Here is a 15,880-nt window from a genome sequence, read left to right as displayed (position 1 = left end):
CCGCCGTGCAGGGCCGCCAGTTCGCGCGAAATGGTCAGGCCCAGGCCGGTGCCGTCTGAGGCCTTGGAACTGACGAAGGGCTCGAACAGACGCTGGGCCAGACGCGGCGGGATGCCCGGACCGTCGTCGGCGATGCGGATCACCCAGAAGCCGTCCTCGGCATAGGCGCTGACGGTGATGACGCCCTTGCCGCGTTGTTCGGGCGGGCGGGCGGCATCGGCCTCAATGGCCTGACGGGCGTTGCGCATCAGATTGACCAGAATGCGGTACAACTGGTCCGGGTCAGCCTCGACAGCGAAGCGCGAGGCAAGCTGCTTGACCAGCTTCACCCCGTCCGGGGCCAGACCGGCGTCCTCGGCGGCCAGGGTCAGGGCGGCGTTCAGGGGCACGCGGGTCTTCTGCGCCGGCGGCTCCTCGCTCTTGCCGTACTCCAGCACATTGCGTGACAGATTGGCGGCGCGGCTCAGGGCGCGCTCCAGACGCGGCAGGGCCTTGGCCACCTGCGGGTCGGCGGAGGTGGCCAGACGTTCGGACGCCATCTGGGCCGAGGTCAGCATGTTGCGCAGGTCGTGATTGATCTTGGCCACCGCTTCGCCCAGCGCGACCAGACGGGCGCGTGAACGCAGGGATTGGCGCACCTCTTCCTGCATCCGGGCCAGCTCGCGTTCGACCCGGCCGATTTCGTCATGGCGGTCAGACGGGGTTTCACCAGCGCTTTCAGGATCAACCGCGAACCGCTCCATCGACCGGGTGACGCGCCGCAATGGACGCAGCACCAGCAGGGTCAGGCCGCCGTACAGCAGGGCGCCCGCTGTCGCCGAAATCAGCAGGGACACCAGAAGGCTGTTCAGCAGAAAGGCCTTCAGCTCCAGTTTCAGCGGCTGGGCCGGGGTGACGATCTCGATGAAGTCGCCGGAGCGATAGCGCGGCTTGGCCTGAACCCGCAGCGAACGGTCCGGGTGGCCGAACAGGGTCCGCCAGGGGTCGATCAGGCGCGACCACATATTCTCGCGCCGCAGGTCGATCAGTTCGGGCGCGCGGGGCAGGTTCGGGGCCTGAAGCAGCAGGCGTCGCACCCCCTGTTCCGTCAGGGCCACGGCCTGCACCCCGCCGATCCGCATCAGTTCGGCGGCGGTGTCGTCCTCAACCGCCGAATAGGGCAGGGCCTCGACCCCGACCGAGGCCAGTTCGGCGGCCTGCAGCCGGTCCTGCAGCCAGCGCTCGTGGAAGGCCGCCAGATTGGGGGCCATGATCAGCCCCTCCACCGCCAGGGTGAAGGCCACGGTCAGCAGCAGCAGGCGCGCAGACAGGCCGTCAGGCGCGCGAGGGCGCAGGCGTTCGCGCCAGGCTTCGGTCGCCTCGGGCGACAGTTTCAGCCGCGCCGCCAGCCTGTCGAACAGGGCGCTCATGCGGGCGCGGCTCCGGCCGCACGGCGTGCGCGCGCCATCTGGAACAGTTTGATGCCGATGGGCAGCAGCAGGGACAGGAAGACCACCCCCATCAGCGGCCAGAAGAACTCACGCACCAGCATCGGCAGGTCCGGGCGCACGCCTGCGCGCAACAGGTCGCCTAGCTGCGATCCGATCCATGTGTAGATGAAGGTGGACGGCAACAGACCGATGAAGGTGGCCACGATATAGGGGCGCAGCGGCACCGCCATCATTCCCGCCGTGGCGTTGACCAGCACGAACGGCACGCTTGGGATGACGCGCAGGGTGAACAGGGTGGTGAAGGCGTTGCGGTCGATGCCCTTGGCCAAGCGGTCCATGAAACCTGCGTCCGCTGCAAACTTGGCGCGCAGCCATGTGCCGATCGAGGTGCGGTAGATGCAATAGATGACGACCGATCCGATGGTCGCTCCCGTCGATTGGGCCAGCGCCCCGACATAGGGGCCGAACATCATGCCGCCCAGCAGGGTCAGGAAGACAGGGCCGGGAATAGTGGATGCGGTGGCCAGGGCATAGACGGCGATGAAGCCGACCAGGGCGATCCACCAATGGTCGCGGGCATAGGCCTGCAGCCCCAGGCCGTGTTCGCGGATCATCTCCATCGACAGATAGCGGTTCCAGCCCATGGCGAAGAACAGGACCACAAGCGCGGCGATGGCCACAAGCGGCGCTAGCCGCAGGCCCCATTCCTTCGCCGTTCTTTTCGCCATCAGGCCGTCATCCTCGAAATGCTTGTCCACAGAGCGTTGACTCATCCAGACAGGCGACTTATACGCCCGCCCTTCCTGCGACGGACGCCTCTTGCCCCGCCGCCCAACCCTTTAACGTCAGGAGCCGACCGTGAAGCGGACCTATCAGCCGTCGCGACTCGTGCGCAAGCGCCGTCACGGCTTCCGCAGCCGGATGGCCACCAAGAACGGCCAGAAGATTGTTGCGCGCCGTCGCGCCAAGGGCCGCAAGCGCCTGACGGCGTAAGCGGCTCCGCGTCCGCACATCTGGACGCATGAGCGACCCTTTACAGATCAAACGTCTGTTGCGGCGGCCCCAGTTTCTGGCGGCCGCCAAAGGCGTTTCCGAGGCGCGCGGCGCCGTGGTGATCCAGAGGCTGGAGCGCGGCGACGGTTCGTCGCACATCGGCCTGGGTTTCACCGCCACTCGCAAGGTCGGCGGGGCTGTGGTCAGAAACCGCGCCAAACGCCGTCTGCGTGAGGCTGCGCGGGCCATGCTCGCCGTCCACGGCGTGCCCGGAAGCGACTATGTCTTCATCGCCCGCATGGGCACGACGGAGCGTGCGTGGGACCGTTTGCTTGACGACGTGAAAACGACGCTTACAAGGCTGGCGACACCTAAGGCTGATCGGCCTTCCAACGCCCGCGCCCCTTCCGGCCAGGACCGCCAGAATCCATGAAAAACGAGAATTCGCGCAACACGATCATCTTCATCGTGTGCTCGGTATTGATCCTGGGGATCTACTGGCTGACCGTTCTGCGTCCGCAGGCTGAACGCCGCGCTGTGGTCCAGAAGGCGCAGGCCGAGCAGAAGACGCAGACCGACATCAACGCCGGTCAGACCAGTCAGAGCCCCGCAGGCTCGGCCTATGTCACCGATCGCGGCCAGGCTCTGGCCACGGCGGCGCGCGTGCCGATCCAGTCGGGCACCCTGAAGGGTTCGCTGTCGCTGCAGGGCGCGCGCATCGATGACCTGTTCCTGACCGACTACAAGGAAACCCAGGACAAGCCCGAGCCGGTCGAACTGTTCCGCCCGCAGGGCATGCAGAACGCCTATTTCGCCCAGTTCGGCTGGACGGGCCCCAATGTCGTGGGCGGCGTTCCCGGACCCAACACGATCTGGAGCCTGACGAATGGCTCGACCCTGACGCCGACGACGCCGATCACCCTGACCTGGGACAACCAGCAGGGCCTGCGCTTCACCCGTGTGGTGTCGGTCGACGACAAATACGTCTTCTCGGTCAAGGACACGGTCCAGAACCTGGGAACCCAGGCCATCACCATCGCGCCGTATGGCAGCGTCCAGCGTCAGGGCGTGCCGCCCGCAGCCGGTTCGTCGCACATCGTCCATGAGGGCGCGATCGGCACCTTCGGCAAGCCCGGCGCCTATCGCACCGAGCAGAAGAAGTACAAGGACTGGCTGAAAGAGCCGCGCATCGCCAACGCCTCGACCGGCGGCTGGCTGGGCATCACCGACAAATACTGGCTGGCGGCCCTGTTGCCCCAGCAGGATGAAGCGGTCGAAACCGAATTCCGCGTCCGCGACGTCAACGGCGGCCAGCAGCTGGAAGCCAATGTGCTGGGCGCAACCCGCACCATCCAGCCGGGCGCGACCGCGACCGAGACCCAGCGCCTATTCGCCGGGGTCAAGCGCGCCGAAGTGCTGAAGACCTATGAGGACAACCTGCACCTGCCGCGCTTCGTCTATGCGATCGACTGGGGCATGTTCTGGTTCCTGACGCGTCCGATCTTCTGGGTGCTGGAAAACGTCTATGCGGTGGTCGGCAGCTTCGGCATCGCCATTCTGGCCCTGACCGTCATCGTCAAGCTGATCATGTTCCCGCTGGCCAACAACGCCTACGCCAGCATGTCCAAGATGCGGAACCTCCAGCCCAAGATGGAGGAGATCAAGAAGCGGTTCAAAGACGATCCGCAGAAGCAGCAACAGGAGACGATGGCCCTGTACAAGAACGAGAAGATCAATCCGGTCGCCGGGTGTCTTCCGCTCCTGCTGCAGATCCCGGTCTTCTACGCCCTGTACAAGGTGCTGACGGTGACCATCGAAATGCGTCACCAGCCGTTCCTGGGCTTCATTCACGACCTGTCGGCGCGTGACCCGTCCTCGATCTGGAACCTGTTCGGCCTGATCCCGTGGGATCCGGCGGCGGCGCCGCTGATCGGCGGTCTGCTGGCTGGTCCGCTGCACCTGGGTCTGCTGGCGATCGCCTATGGCCTGACCATGTGGCTGCAGACGGCGATGAACCCGCCGGCGGCCGATCCGGTCCAGCGTCAGATCTTCCAGTTCATGCCGCTGATCTTCACCTTCATCATGGCGCCGTTCGCGGCGGGCCTGCTGGTCTACTGGGCCTGGTCGAACATCCTGACCATCCTGCAGCAGTACGTCATCATGCACCGCTACAAGGCAGAAAACCCCATCGACAGCTTCATCGCCCGGTTCAAGAAACCGAAGCCCGCGTGACCGACGAAACCGACTTCACGCCCGAAGACATCGAGGCCGCGCGCATCCTGTTCGCGCGGCCCGCGACCTTCATCATGGGCGCGGCCAAGATCGAGCAACTGCCTGATCCTGACCTGCCGGAAATCGCCTTTGCGGGCCGCTCCAACGTGGGCAAGTCCAGCCTGATCAACGGGCTGGTGGGCATGCACAAGCTGGCCCGCGCCTCCAACGAGCCGGGCCGCACGCGCGAGGTCAATTTCTTCGATCTCGACGGCAAGCTGCGTCTGGTCGACCTGCCGGGCTATGGCTGGGCCAAGGCGTCCAAGACCACAGTCAAAAAGTTCCAGGACCTGGGCCGCGACTATCTGCGCGGTCGGGTGACGCTGAAGCGGGTCTATCTGCTGATCGACAGCCGCCACGGCCTCAAGAGCGTGGACGCCGAGGCGTTGGACGCGCTGGACCTGGCTGCCGTCAGCTATCAGATCGTCCTGACCAAGGCCGACAAGCTGAAGAAGGGCGAGGGCGAAAAGGTTCAGGAGGCCACGCTGAAGGCCATTTCCAAACGCCCCGCCGCCTTCCCGGTGGTGGCCCTGACCTCGTCCGAGAAGGGTCTGGGCCTGCCCGAACTGCGCGCCGAGATCATGCGTACGACCGGCGCGACGCTGGACTGAGTTTCACCAGTCTCGGGTCCAGCCCGAGCCTGACGAATTGGGAATACGAAAAAGGCCCGGAGAGCGATCTCCGGGCCTTCGTCGTTCTGGCGGTGGGAGGGTTTACTGCGTCGCCGCAGCCCGCACCTCGACCGGGATGCCCAGGGCGTCTAGCTGAGGCTTGACCACCGAGGCGTCGCCGACGACGACCCAGACGAAGCGCGACGGATCGATCGCAGCCTTGGCGGCGGCGTCAAGCTGCGCCGTGGTCAGGGCGTTGGTGCGCGCCGCCACCGTCTCCGGGTAGTTGTCCGGGCGTTCCAGCAGGTCGTTGGTGCGCAGGGCGCTGAGGACGGCGGCCGACGTCTCATAGCTGCCGGCCAGACGGCGCGTATTGCCGTTGACGGTGCGCTGCAGTTCATCCGCCGTGACGCCCTTTCCGCCCTTCAGGAAGTCGTTGAACTGGGTGTTCAGCGCGGCGATGGCGGGGCCGGTCTGGTCGGCCTGAACCGGGGCGGTGACCAGATAGGGCGCGCGGTTGCGGAAGCCCGCGACCGAGGCGTTGACGCCGTACGACCAGCCCTTGGTTTCGCGCAGATCCGAGTTGATGCGCGACAGGAAGTCGTTGCCCAGCACATTGTTGGCCGCGTTCAGCACCAGCAGGTCGTCGGTGCCTGAAGCCGCCAGAACCTCACCGCCCAGGATGTAGGACTGGGGCGACTGGGGACGGTCGATCAGCACGATCTTGGGCGTCGCCGCCGGGATCGGGGCCGAGAAGTCCTTCACGCCCTTGGGCGTTGCGGCGGCGCGCCATGTGCCGAACTCGGCTTCCAGGATCGGGGTGATTTCCGACAGCGGACGATCCGAGACCACGAAGATCTTTGCGTTGTCCGGGCGGATCCACTTGGCGTAGTCGGCGCGGATGTCGGCGTCGGTGATCGACTTGATGCTGGTCTCATCGCCATTGCCGCTGAACGGACGGCCATAGGGGTTGTTGGCCCCGTAGAGCAGTTCCGGCAGGGCGCGGCTGGCCAGGGCGGCTGGCTGGGTGCGCTCGGCGGCGATGTTGGACAGGCGGGTGTTGCGCAGGCGCTCCAACTCCGACGAGGCGAAGGCCGGATTCTTCACCACATCGGCCAGCAGGGCCACGGACGGCTGCAGGTTCGGCGTCACCGCATTCAGCGACACAATGGAGCGATCCATGCTGGCGCCGGTCGAGATATTGGCGCCCAGAGCCTCCTGCGCCTCGGCCAACTGCGTGGCGTTGCGGGTGCGGGTGCCTTCATCCAACAGGTCCAGCATCAGGCTTTGCAGGCCCAGTTTGGAGGTGCTGTCGGCGGCCAGACCGGCGTCGAAATCGACGGCGATCTTGGTGGCGGGCACGGCGTCGCGCTGGGCGTAGATGACCTCGACGCCGTTCGACAGGCGGCTGCGCTGAACGGCCGGGAAGTCGACGTTGGCGACCTGACCGATTTCAGGCTTGGCCATCCGTGCGACGCGTTCGATGGGCGGGGCGGGCGTGTGGTTGGCGCCAGACGGTGCGGCGGCGGCCTCGACATAGGCCTCGCGTTCGCCCGGAAGGGTCACGGCGGTGAAGGACGGGCGGGTCAGCCATTTCTGCAGTGCGGCCTTGACCTGGGCCGGGGTCACTGAGGCATAGGCCGCCAGGGTCTTCTTGTAGAACTCGGGATCGCCCGCATAGAGTTGACCTTCCGCCAGAGCGACAGCCTTGCCGCCGAAGCCGCCGACCTGCTCCAGACCCTTGATGCGGCCCGCGACATATTGGGTCGCGACGCGGTTGATCTCGTCCTGCGTCGGACCGTTGGCGATCAGACCGTTCAGGATGCCCAGAATGCGCTGCTCGACAGCGGCGGGGTCTTCGCCCGGCTTAACATCGGCCTGGATGTCGAAGATGCTGACGCGCTGGAAGTCCGACACGCTGGAGCTGACCGACACGGCGGTCTGGTCGCCGCGCACCAGTTCATTGTCCAGACGCGAGCTGGCCAGGCCGCCCAGAACCGACGCGCCGACGCTCAACGGCACCAGATCGGGATCGGTCAGGCCGGGTACGGCCCAGCTGATGTTGATGCGGGTGTTGGACACCCGGTCATGCATGGTCTGGCGCACGGGGGCGGGCAGGGTCGGCACCGCGGCCTGCGCCGGGTTGTTCACCGGACCCGCAGGAATGGGGCCGAAATATTTCTGCGTCAGCTCACGCGCCTTTTCGGGCGTGATGTCGCCAGCCAGAACCAGGATGGAGTTGTTGGGGCCGTAGTTGGAGCGGAACCAGTCGCGCACCGTCTGCATCGAGGCGGCGTCCAGATCGGCCATCGAGCCGATGGTCGAGTGGCGATAGGGGTGACCCTCCGGGAAGAGGGCTTCCAACTGGGCGTATTCGAACAGGCCGTAGGGCTGGTTGTCGCCCTGGCGCTTCTCGTTCTGGACGACGCCGCGTTGCAGATCGAGCGTTTCCTGGCTGATGGCGCCCAGCATGTAGCCCATGCGGTCGCTTTCCAGGAACAGGGCCTGTTCCAGCGCAGGCGTCGGGACGGTCTCGAAATAGTTGGTGCGGTCGAACCAGGTCGTGCCGTTCATGTCCGTCGCGCCCATGTTGCGCATCGGGGTGAAGTAGCTGCCGGGCGCATTTTCGGAACCGCCGAACATCAGGTGTTCGAACAGGTGCGCAAAGCCGGTCTTGCCTGCAGGCTCGTCCTTGGAGCCGACATTGTACCAGACCGACACGGCCACCACGGGGGCCTTGTGATCCTCGTGGACCAGAACAGTCAGACCGTTGGGCAGGGTGAACTTGGTGTAGGGGATGTCCACTTCACGGACCAGTTCCGACACCGGCGCGGCGCGCAGGGCGGGCGCGGCGGCCTGGGCGGCGGCGGTCCGGGGCGGCGTCAGGGTCAGAACCGGAGTGGCCACGGCCGTCAGGGCGGCGATGGCGACGAGAGGAGCGAAACGCATGGGCGTCTCCTAAAATTTCAGGTGGCGCGACCTTAGCGACCCCTGTTCATCTGGCAACGTGGCGTAATGAACATGAACAAAGGTTCATCTTCGTGATGTCAGGCCGGAGCGATGGAGAAGCGAAGGGGCAAGGCAAGCCGATGTCGCGCACGCGACTGGCGTGTTCGTTGAAATCGTTTTGATCTGACGCAATCCAAGCTGGGCTTTAATCTTGATCGAGGACGTTGATTCTTGATAATCAACGCTCCCGTCCGGTGCTTGTCTTCGCCGATCAGGCTGTGCAGCCCTCAAAGACCGCTAGATGTGGATCGCGTGGCCCAGAGCGCGCAGCGAAGCTTCGTGGAAGGCCTCGCCCAGCGTCGGGTGGACATGGATCACGCCTGCGACGTCTTCCAGAACGGCTCCCATCTCCAGCATCTGGGCGAAGCTGTTCGACAGTTCCGACACATGCTGACCGACGGCCTGCAGACCCAGAATCCGGTGATCGGCCTTGGATGCGATGACCCGAACGAAGCCGCCGTCCTCGCCCGCCTCGATGGCCAGGGCGCGGCCGATGGCGGCGAAGGGGAAGAGGGCCTGAATGACGTCGTCACGGCCTTCGACATCCTGCGGGCCGACGCCTGCGGAGACGATCTCGGGTTCAGTGAAACAGACGGCGGCGATGGTGACGGGATCGAACACGCGGTCATGGCCAGCAATGATCTCGGCGACCACCTCGCCCTGCGCCGAGCCCTTGTGCGCCAGCATGGGTTCGCCGGTCAGGTCGCCGACGGCCCAGACATTCCGCATGCTGGTGGCGCAGCGCTGGTCGATCTTCACGAAGGGGCCGCTCATGGCCACGCCCATGTTCTCCAGCCCCCAGCCCTGGGTGCGGGGCTTGCGGCCCACGGTGACCAGAACCTTGTCGGCGTCCAGTTGCAGCGGCGCACCATCCTTGGTCGTGACGTTCAGCTTGCCATTGCCGAAGCCGCCCGCACGGGCGCCCAGATGCAGTTCGACACCGTGGCTGACCAGCCATTTGGCGACAGGGTCGGTCAGGGCCTTGTCATAGAGGGGCAGCAGACGGTCGGCCATTTCGACAATGGCTACCTGCGCGCCCAGCTTCCTGAAGGCGATGCCCAGCTCCAGCCCGATATAGCCGCCGCCGACGACGACCAGTTTCTTGGGAACCTCGGGCAGGCTCAGCGCTTCGGTCGAGGAGATGACGTCGCCGCCGAAAGGCAGGAAGGGCAGTTCGACCGGCTCGGACCCTGTGGCCAGGATGACGTGTTCGGCGGTGATCTTCACATCGCCGTCGTCGGTTTTGACCACGCAGGTCTTGGCGTCCTCGAAGTTTGCCCAGCCCTTGATGACCTTGACCTTGGCCTTCTTCAGCAGGGCCGCGACGCCATTGTTCAGTTTACGGACGATTCCGTCTTTCCACGCGACCGTCTGTTTCAGGTCGATGGCGGGCGCGGCCGCCGTGATGCCCAGCGTCCCGCCGCCAGCCGCCTTGGCCACCGTCTCGAACTTGCCCGCGGCGTGGATGATGGCCTTGGACGGAATGCAGCCGACGTTCAGGCAGGTGCCGCCCAATCCATCGCCGCCGTCGACCAGCACAGTGTCGAGGCCAAGCTGGCCGCAACGGATGCCAGCGACATAGCCGCCGGTGCCAGCGCCGATGATCAGGACTTTGGTTTTGAGGGTCTGGGTCATTGTGCTTCTGTTTGGCTTGTCCGTTCGGCGCGCATCGCACTCCAACGGTCAAAGAAGTAGGTTGAAAATGGACTGTCAGCGCGCGTGATGTAGAGCTGCGAGGCGTCGGAAAACGCTTCTGATGTCGCGAAGACGACAACCTCCTGGCCGTCGTGAGGCCTGTCGTCGCTCTCGTCATCCAGCAAGAAAAACCAGTTGTTGCAGCCGCCCAGTTCGAACGTCAGGCTCAACTCTGTGGGCGGTGTTTCGCCCCAGATGTTTCGTGTCGCGCGTAGGCTGAAGTTCCACGAGTTGTCGTATGGGCCGGGCGCCGTATCCGCGATCTTTGCTTCGTAGATAGTGGTGGACCGGGCCACATCGCGTGACTGTCGGGCCTCTTCCTCAGCCTGAGAAGCAGGTGTGCAGGCATAGGATAGGGATGGCGCGGCAATCGCCAGCAGCATAGCGGCCATGACGATTGCCCGGCTCATCGCCTTACCCCATCCAAAGCGTGGCCGGGTTCTCCAGCAGGTTCTTGATCCGCTGGACGAAGACCGCCGCGTCATGGCCGTCGACGATGCGGTGGTCGAAGCTGGAGGACAGGTTCATCATCTTGCGGACGACCATCTGGCCGTCCTTGACCACCACGCGTTCGGCGATCTTGTTGGGGCCGATGATGGCGACCTCGGGGTGGTTGATGATCGGGGTGTGGACCACCCCGCCCAGCGTGCCCAGAGAGGTGATGGTGATGGTCGAGCCGGACAGCTCCTCGCGCTTGGCCGTGCCGTCCTTGGCCGCGCCGGAAACGCGGGCGATTTCAAGGGCTGTGTCGTAGGGATCGCGCGCCTCGGCGTGGCGGACCACCGGCACCATCAGGCCGTTCGGCGTCTGGGCGGCGATGCCCAGATGCACCGGAGCGTGCTGGGTCAGGATGCCCGCCTCGTCGTCATAGGTGGCATTGATCTGGGGCTGGTCGCGCAGGGCGACCACGATGGCGCGGGCGATGAAGGGCAGGATGTTCAGCTTGGGCTGATCCTTGGCCCTGGTTGAGTTCAGGTGGGCGCGAAGCTCCTCCAGCGCCGTCATGTCGATTTCCTCGACATAGGTGATGTGCGGAATGCGGCGCACGCTCTCGGCCATCTTCTCCGCGATCTTGCGGCGCAGGCCGATGATGCGGACCTCGGTCGTACCTTCGGCTGGAGCATAGAGCGAGCCGCCCGCCGCAGGGGCGGAGGTCGGCGCCTGTCCGCCGCGCGCGATGAAGCTGTCCAGATCTTCGTGGGTGATGCGTCCGGCTGGGCCTGAGCCCGGCACGAAGGTCAGGTCCACGCCCAGATCACGCGCACGGTTACGCACGGCAGGCGAGGCGGAGGGGCGTTCGCCGGGTGTGCGGCCGGTCAGGGCGGGAACCGGCTTGGCGGACGACGCTGTTGCCGCGGCCGCGGCCTTGGCGACCGGTGCAGGGGCGGGCGTGTCCGTCTTGGGCGCGGCGGGGGAGGCCGTGAGGCTGGCGGGAGCAGAGGCGACATTGCCCTTGCCCTCGACGTTGAACGACACCAGCGGCCCCCCGACCGGCACCTGTTGGCCCGCTTCGCCGTACAGAACCACGACGGTTCCAGCGACAGGCGAAGTGATCTCCACCGTGGCCTTGTCGGTCATGATGTCGGCGATGATCTGGTCTTCCTCGACTGCGTCGCCAACCTTGACGTGCCAGCCGACCAGTTCGGCCTCAGCCGTGCCTTCACCCACGTCAGGCAGTTTGAAGACGTAGTTGCCGCCAGCCGCCGCGATGGGCGCCGGAGCGACAGGCGCTGGCTTGGGTGCAGGTTGGGATGCGGGCTTGGGCGCGGCTTCTGCGGCGGGTTTTGGCGCAGGGGCTGCTGCGGGGGCGTCGTCGGCGTTGCCCGCACCCTCGACCTCGAACTCGACCAGAGGGCCGCGCACGGGGATCATCTGGCCGGGCTCGCCGTGGATGGCGATGACCTTGCCTGAGACGGGGGCGGTGATCTCGACAGTGGCCTTGTCGGTCATGACGTCGGCGACGATCTGGTCCTCGGCGACGGTGTCGCCGACCTTGACGTGCCAGCCGACCAGTTCGGCCTCAGCGGTGCCTTCGCCCACGTCGGGCAGTTTGAAGACGAAACGACCCATATCAACGACCTCCCGACATGACGCTCTTCAAGGCGTCTGAAACCCGTTGCGGTCCGGGGAAATATTCCCACTCGAAGGCGTGGGGGTAGGGCGTGTCCCAGCCGGTCACGCGCGCGATCGGCGCCTCCAGATCATAGAAGCAGCGCTCCTGAACCAGAGCCGACAGTTCGCCGCCGAAGCCCGAGGTTTTCGGCGCCTCATGCACGATGACGCAGCGGCCGGTCTTCCTGACGCTGGCCTCGATGGTCTCGATGTCCAGCGGAACCAGGGTGCGCAGGTCGATGACCTCGGCGTCCACGCCCGCATGTTCGGCGCCCGCCAGCGCGACCCAGACCATGGTGCCATAGGCCAGAATGGTGACGTCATTGCCTTCGCGCATGACGCGGGCCTTGCCGATGGGCTCGACGTATTTGCCGGTCGGAACCTGGGCCAGTTCCTGCATCTTCCACGGGCTGACAGGCTTCTCGTGCCAGCCGTCGAAGGGGCCGTTGTAGAGGCGTTTCGGCTCAAAGAAGATGACGGGGTCATCGTCTTCGATTGCGGCGATCAGCAGGCCCTTGGCGTCATAGGGGTTGGACGGAATGACGACCTTCAGGCCCGCAATATGGGTGAACAGGCTTTCCGGCGACTGGCTGTGGGTCTGGCCGCCGAAAATGCCGCCGCCATAGGGGCTGCGGATCGTGATGGGCGAGGTGAACTGACCGCCCGAGCGGTAGCGCATCTTGGCCGCCTCGGAGACGATCTGATCATAGGCCGGATAGATATAGTCGGCGAACTGGATCTCCACGACCGGGCGCAGGCCATAGGCGCCCATGCCGATGGCGGCGGCGACCAGGCCGCATTCGCTGATCGGGGTGTCGAAGCTGCGCGTCAGGCCGTGCTTCTGCTGTAGCTTGTCGGTGACGCGGAAGACGCCGCCGAAATAGCCCGCGTCCTCGCCGAACGACAGGACGTTGCCATCCTCGGTCATCTTGACGTCGATGGCCGAGTTCAGGGCCTGAATCATGTTCATGGAAACGACGCCCGCGCCCGCTGCCTGCGATGCCGGGGCTGCCTTCTGGTCGACCATGTCGGGTTCGATGCCGTCCGTGCGGTCGGCGTTGGTGAAGGTGGTTTGCTCGCTCATGATCAGACCCCGACTTCGCGACGTTGTTCGACCAGACGCCAGTCCTCGGTCGCATAGACCTCTTCGAACATGGTCTTCACGCTGGGACGCGACTGGCCCAGGGTGCCGATGGCCTCGGATTCCTTGCCCGCGGCGCGAACCAGTTCGACGGCGGCCTTCAGGGCTTCGGCGTGCTGCTCGTCGTCCCATTCGCCGATGAGGGTCAGGTGCTGGCGCAGACGCTCCAGCGGATCGCCCAGCGGCCATTTCTCGTGCTCGTCGCCGGGGCGATAGCGGCTGGGGTCGTCGGAGGTCGAGTGCGGGGCGCCGCGATAGGTGAACAGTTCGATCACCGTCGCGCCCTGATTGGTGCGGGCGCGCTCTTCGGCCCACTGGGTCGCAGCCCAGACGGCCAGGAAGTCGTTGCCGTCGACGCGCAGGGCCGGAAGCCCATAACCGATGGCCTTGGACGCGAAGGTGGTCTCAAGACCGCCCGCGATGCCCATGAAGGACGAAATGGCCCACTGGTTGTTGACCACATTCAGGATGACCGGGGCGCGATAGACGGCGGCGAAGGTCAGGGCGTTGTGGAAGTCGCCTTCGGCCGTTGCGCCGTCGCCGATCCAGCTGATGGCGATCTTGTCGTCACCCTTGTAGGCGCTAGCCATGGCCCAGCCGACGGCCTGCGGCACCTGGGTGCCTAGATTGCCCGAGATGGTGAAGAAGCCGTACTCCTTGGACGAGTACATGATCGGCAGCTGGCGGCCTTTGATCGGGTCCGCCGCGTTCGAGTAGATCTGGTTCATCATCTCGACCAGCGGATAGCCGCGCGCGATCAGAAGCCCCTGCTGGCGATAGGTGGGGAAGCCCATGTCCTCGCGGCTGAGCAACATGCCCTGTGCGACCGCAATCGCCTCTTCGCCGGTGCACTTCATGTAGAAGCTGGTCTTGCCCTGACGGTGGGCGCGGTGCATCCGGTCGTCGAAGGCGCGGGTCAGGACCATGGCCTTCAGGCCGCGACGCAGCGTCTCGGGGTCCAGACGGGGGTTCCACGGACCGACGGCGTTTCCTTCGTCATCCAGCACCCGAATCAGACGGAAGGCCAGATCGCGCATTTCATAGGCCGTCGCCCCGACTTCAGGCCGTTCGACGGCGCCTGCAGGATCAAATTGCAGGTGGTTGAAATCCGGCGTATCGCCCGGCCGCCCAGAGGGTTCCGGCACGCGTAATGACAAGGCGTGACTGTTCTTTTTCATGATTTTATCGTTCATGCGGGCGTCCAAGTCCGTTCGGGGGTCCGTCCGTGTTTCCTCTGTACGCTTGATATCACGGCGCCTAAGCAGGTGCTCGCTCAATTTGACCTTGCTAAATCCCGATTTCGGGTATTTTATTTCGCGATAATCACAATCGGAGAAACGCATTGGCGGACGAACTCGATCCCATCGACGCCCGGATCCTGGATATCCTTCAACAAGACGCCGGGTTGTCGGTCGCGGAAGTCGCGGATCGCGTCGGTCTTTCGGCCTCGCCCTGCTGGCGCCGGATCAAACGGCTGGAAGATTCCGGCCTGATCACGAAGCGCGTCACGCTTCTGAATGCACAGCTGCTGGGCCTAGACTTCGAGGTCTACGCCATCGTCAAGCTGTCGCTGCCGTCGGCTGAGAATCTGGATCTCTTTGAGGCCGCCGTGTCCAAATGGCCGGAAGTGGTCCAGTGCGCCACCATCACGGGGCGCGAAGACTATGTGCTGCGCATCATCACCTCGGACATGCACGCCTTTGACCGCTTCCTGCGTGAGAAGTTGCTGGCCCTGGGCATCGTCTCGGACTGCGAGAGCCATATCGTGACGCGCGGTGTGAAGAATGTGACCGCCCTGCCTCTTGGCATTGTCACGCCGCACGTCGGATAATCCTGCCGAACGGCGGATTGTCGCCTTGAGACGGGAAAGACCATGATCGAACTGGTGATCGATGCGCGTCGCAAGGACCTTGGCGGGTTCGAGGTCGGCCGCGTTCTGCCCTTCCACTCGCATCGGATGGTGGGGCCTTTCATCTTTCTGGATCACATGGGCCCGGCCGAGTTCGCGCCGGGCGCCGACGCCATCAATGTGCGGCCGCACCCGCACATCGGCCTGTCGACCCTGACCTATCTGTTCGAGGGCGAGGTCATGCACCATGACAACCTCGGCTATAATCAGATGATCCGCCCCGGCGAGGTCAACTGGATGACGGCGGGCAAGGGAATCGTCCATTCCGAGCGCACCGAGCCGCTGAAACGCAGCACGGGCGGCAAGATGCACGGGATGCAGGCCTGGGTCGCCCTGCCGGAAGAGGCCGAGGAGATCGACCCCTCGTTCCATCATCTGGGCGAGGACGCTCAGCCCGCCTATGAGAACGGCGGCCTGTTCGCGCGCCTGATCGCGGGCGAGGCCTATGGCGCCAAGGCCAGCGTGCCCGTGTCGTCGCCGCTGTTCTATGTTCACTGGGAGCTTCAGCCCGGCGTGCGCACCACGCCTCCGTCCGGCAAGGGCGCAGGGGGCATGAGCGAGCGGGCGCTGTTCGTCGCCAAGGGCTCCATCGAGATCGGCGACCGCACCTTCCACGAAGGCCAGATGATCGTGCTGGAGCCGACTGCCGAACCGACCATCACGGCGGTCACTCAGGCCACGGGGATGGTTCTGGGCGGCGAGCCGGTGG

Annotated in this window: 13 protein-coding genes and 1 pseudogene; 6 read left to right on the top strand and 8 right to left on the bottom strand. The window is 65.2% G+C overall.

From position 1 onward, the window contains the following. Together QZ281_RS02445 and QZ281_RS02440 are read right to left on the bottom strand one after the other, a co-directional pair. Nucleotides 1–1,409, bottom strand: a 1,409-nt coding sequence (locus QZ281_RS02445; RefSeq protein WP_292224307.1) for a HAMP domain-containing sensor histidine kinase, incomplete at its 3' end; no start/stop codon positions are given. After that, nucleotides 1,406–2,203, bottom strand: a complete 798-nt coding sequence (locus QZ281_RS02440; RefSeq protein WP_292224305.1) for a TVP38/TMEM64 family protein — start codon at nucleotides 2,201–2,203, stop codon at nucleotides 1,406–1,408. The genes QZ281_RS02445 and QZ281_RS02440, both read right to left, overlap by 4 nt. Before the next feature lie 85 nt (nucleotides 2,204–2,288). On the opposite strand from QZ281_RS02440, the gene rpmH reads away from it, so the two are divergent. Genes rpmH through yihA form a run of 4 tightly spaced genes read left to right on the top strand, consistent with a single transcriptional unit; the run spans nucleotide 2,289 to nucleotide 5,305 of the window. Beyond that, nucleotides 2,289–2,423, top strand: coding sequence for a 50S ribosomal protein L34 (gene rpmH, locus QZ281_RS02435; protein WP_003164000.1), 135 nt, complete (start codon nucleotides 2,289–2,291; stop codon nucleotides 2,421–2,423). A gap of 28 nt (nucleotides 2,424–2,451) precedes the next feature. Continuing rightward, entirely contained in the window at nucleotides 2,452–2,856 is a 405-nt protein-coding gene (gene rnpA / locus QZ281_RS02430; protein WP_219352688.1) for a ribonuclease P protein component, read from the top strand. Next, nucleotides 2,853–4,655, top strand: coding sequence for a membrane protein insertase YidC (yidC, locus tag QZ281_RS02425; RefSeq protein ID WP_292224299.1), 1,803 nt, complete (start codon nucleotides 2,853–2,855; stop codon nucleotides 4,653–4,655). Before rnpA ends, yidC begins: the two co-directional genes overlap by 4 nt. Next, nucleotides 4,652–5,305, top strand: a complete 654-nt coding sequence (yihA, locus tag QZ281_RS02420; RefSeq protein ID WP_292224297.1) for a ribosome biogenesis GTP-binding protein YihA/YsxC — start codon at nucleotides 4,652–4,654, stop codon at nucleotides 5,303–5,305. The genes yidC and yihA overlap by 4 nt, the downstream gene beginning before the upstream one ends. A gap of 102 nt (nucleotides 5,306–5,407) precedes the next feature. On the opposite strand, the gene QZ281_RS02415 is transcribed toward yihA, so the two are convergent. The 6 genes from QZ281_RS02415 to QZ281_RS02390 all read right to left on the bottom strand — a co-directional run bounded on the left by QZ281_RS02415 (nucleotide 5,408) and on the right by QZ281_RS02390 (nucleotide 14,440). Next, nucleotides 5,408–8,254 (bottom strand): pitrilysin family protein, encoded by a 2,847-nt coding sequence (locus QZ281_RS02415; RefSeq protein WP_292224296.1) that lies wholly within the window; start codon nucleotides 8,252–8,254, stop codon nucleotides 5,408–5,410. Between the two features lie 297 nt (nucleotides 8,255–8,551). Next, on the bottom strand, nucleotides 8,552–9,949 hold the full coding sequence (gene lpdA, locus QZ281_RS02410) for a dihydrolipoyl dehydrogenase (protein WP_292224294.1): 1,398 nt from the start codon (nucleotides 9,947–9,949) through the stop codon (nucleotides 8,552–8,554). Continuing rightward, on the bottom strand, nucleotides 9,946–10,419 hold the full coding sequence (locus QZ281_RS02405) for a hypothetical protein (protein ID WP_292224293.1): 474 nt from the start codon (nucleotides 10,417–10,419) through the stop codon (nucleotides 9,946–9,948). The genes lpdA and QZ281_RS02405 overlap by 4 nt, the downstream gene beginning before the upstream one ends. A gap of 4 nt (nucleotides 10,420–10,423) precedes the next feature. Next, the gene (locus QZ281_RS02400; protein WP_292224291.1) at nucleotides 10,424–12,079 is read right to left on the bottom strand and encodes a 2-oxo acid dehydrogenase subunit E2; all 1,656 of its coding nucleotides are present in this window, start codon (nucleotides 12,077–12,079) and stop codon (nucleotides 10,424–10,426) included. Between the two features lies 1 nt (nucleotide 12,080). Then, entirely contained in the window at nucleotides 12,081–13,148 is a 1,068-nt protein-coding gene (locus QZ281_RS02395; RefSeq protein WP_363297237.1) for an alpha-ketoacid dehydrogenase subunit beta, read from the bottom strand. 59 nt (nucleotides 13,149–13,207) lie between these two features. Beyond that, the gene (locus tag QZ281_RS02390; RefSeq protein WP_292224287.1) at nucleotides 13,208–14,440 is read right to left on the bottom strand and encodes a thiamine pyrophosphate-dependent enzyme; all 1,233 of its coding nucleotides are present in this window, start codon (nucleotides 14,438–14,440) and stop codon (nucleotides 13,208–13,210) included. Between the two features lie 164 nt (nucleotides 14,441–14,604). Here QZ281_RS02390 and QZ281_RS02385 point away from each other — a divergent pair, with 164 nt between their 5' ends. Both QZ281_RS02385 and QZ281_RS02380 read left to right on the top strand, forming a co-directional pair. Then, nucleotides 14,605–15,093 carry an Lrp/AsnC family transcriptional regulator gene (locus QZ281_RS02385; RefSeq protein WP_292224284.1) on the top strand — a complete coding sequence of 163 codons (489 nt, stop codon included), beginning with the start codon at nucleotides 14,605–14,607 and terminating at the stop codon, nucleotides 15,091–15,093. A 42-nt stretch (nucleotides 15,094–15,135) separates the two neighbouring features. Next, nucleotides 15,136–15,880, top strand: a pseudogene (locus QZ281_RS02380) (pirin family protein); the annotation flags it as partial.

The organism is Brevundimonas sp., assembly GCF_018608325.1.
In the GTDB taxonomy this organism is placed as follows: Bacteria; Pseudomonadota; Alphaproteobacteria; order Caulobacterales; family Caulobacteraceae; genus Brevundimonas.
This window is presented reverse-complemented; position numbering and strand designations above follow the sequence as displayed.

Coding starts and splice junctions, on each gene's coding strand:
- rnpA (WP_219352688.1), top strand. CDS start 2,452: ATGAGCGACCCTTTACAGATCAAACGTCTGTTGCGGCGGCCCCAGTTT.
- yidC (WP_292224299.1), top strand. CDS start 2,853: ATGAAAAACGAGAATTCGCGCAACACGATCATCTTCATCGTGTGCTCG.
- QZ281_RS02415 (WP_292224296.1), bottom strand. CDS start 8,254: ATGCGTTTCGCTCCTCTCGTCGCCATCGCCGCCCTGACGGCCGTGGCC.
- QZ281_RS02405 (WP_292224293.1), bottom strand. CDS start 10,419: ATGAGCCGGGCAATCGTCATGGCCGCTATGCTGCTGGCGATTGCCGCG.
- QZ281_RS02400 (WP_292224291.1), bottom strand. CDS start 12,079: ATGGGTCGTTTCGTCTTCAAACTGCCCGACGTGGGCGAAGGCACCGCT.
- QZ281_RS02390 (WP_292224287.1), bottom strand. CDS start 14,440: ATGAAAAAGAACAGTCACGCCTTGTCATTACGCGTGCCGGAACCCTCT.
- lpdA (WP_292224294.1), bottom strand. CDS start 9,949: ATGACCCAGACCCTCAAAACCAAAGTCCTGATCATCGGCGCTGGCACC.
- QZ281_RS02395 (WP_363297237.1), bottom strand. CDS start 13,148: ATGGTCGACCAGAAGGCAGCCCCGGCATCGCAGGCAGCGGGCGCGGGC.
- QZ281_RS02440 (WP_292224305.1), bottom strand. CDS start 2,203: ATGAGTCAACGCTCTGTGGACAAGCATTTCGAGGATGACGGCCTGATG.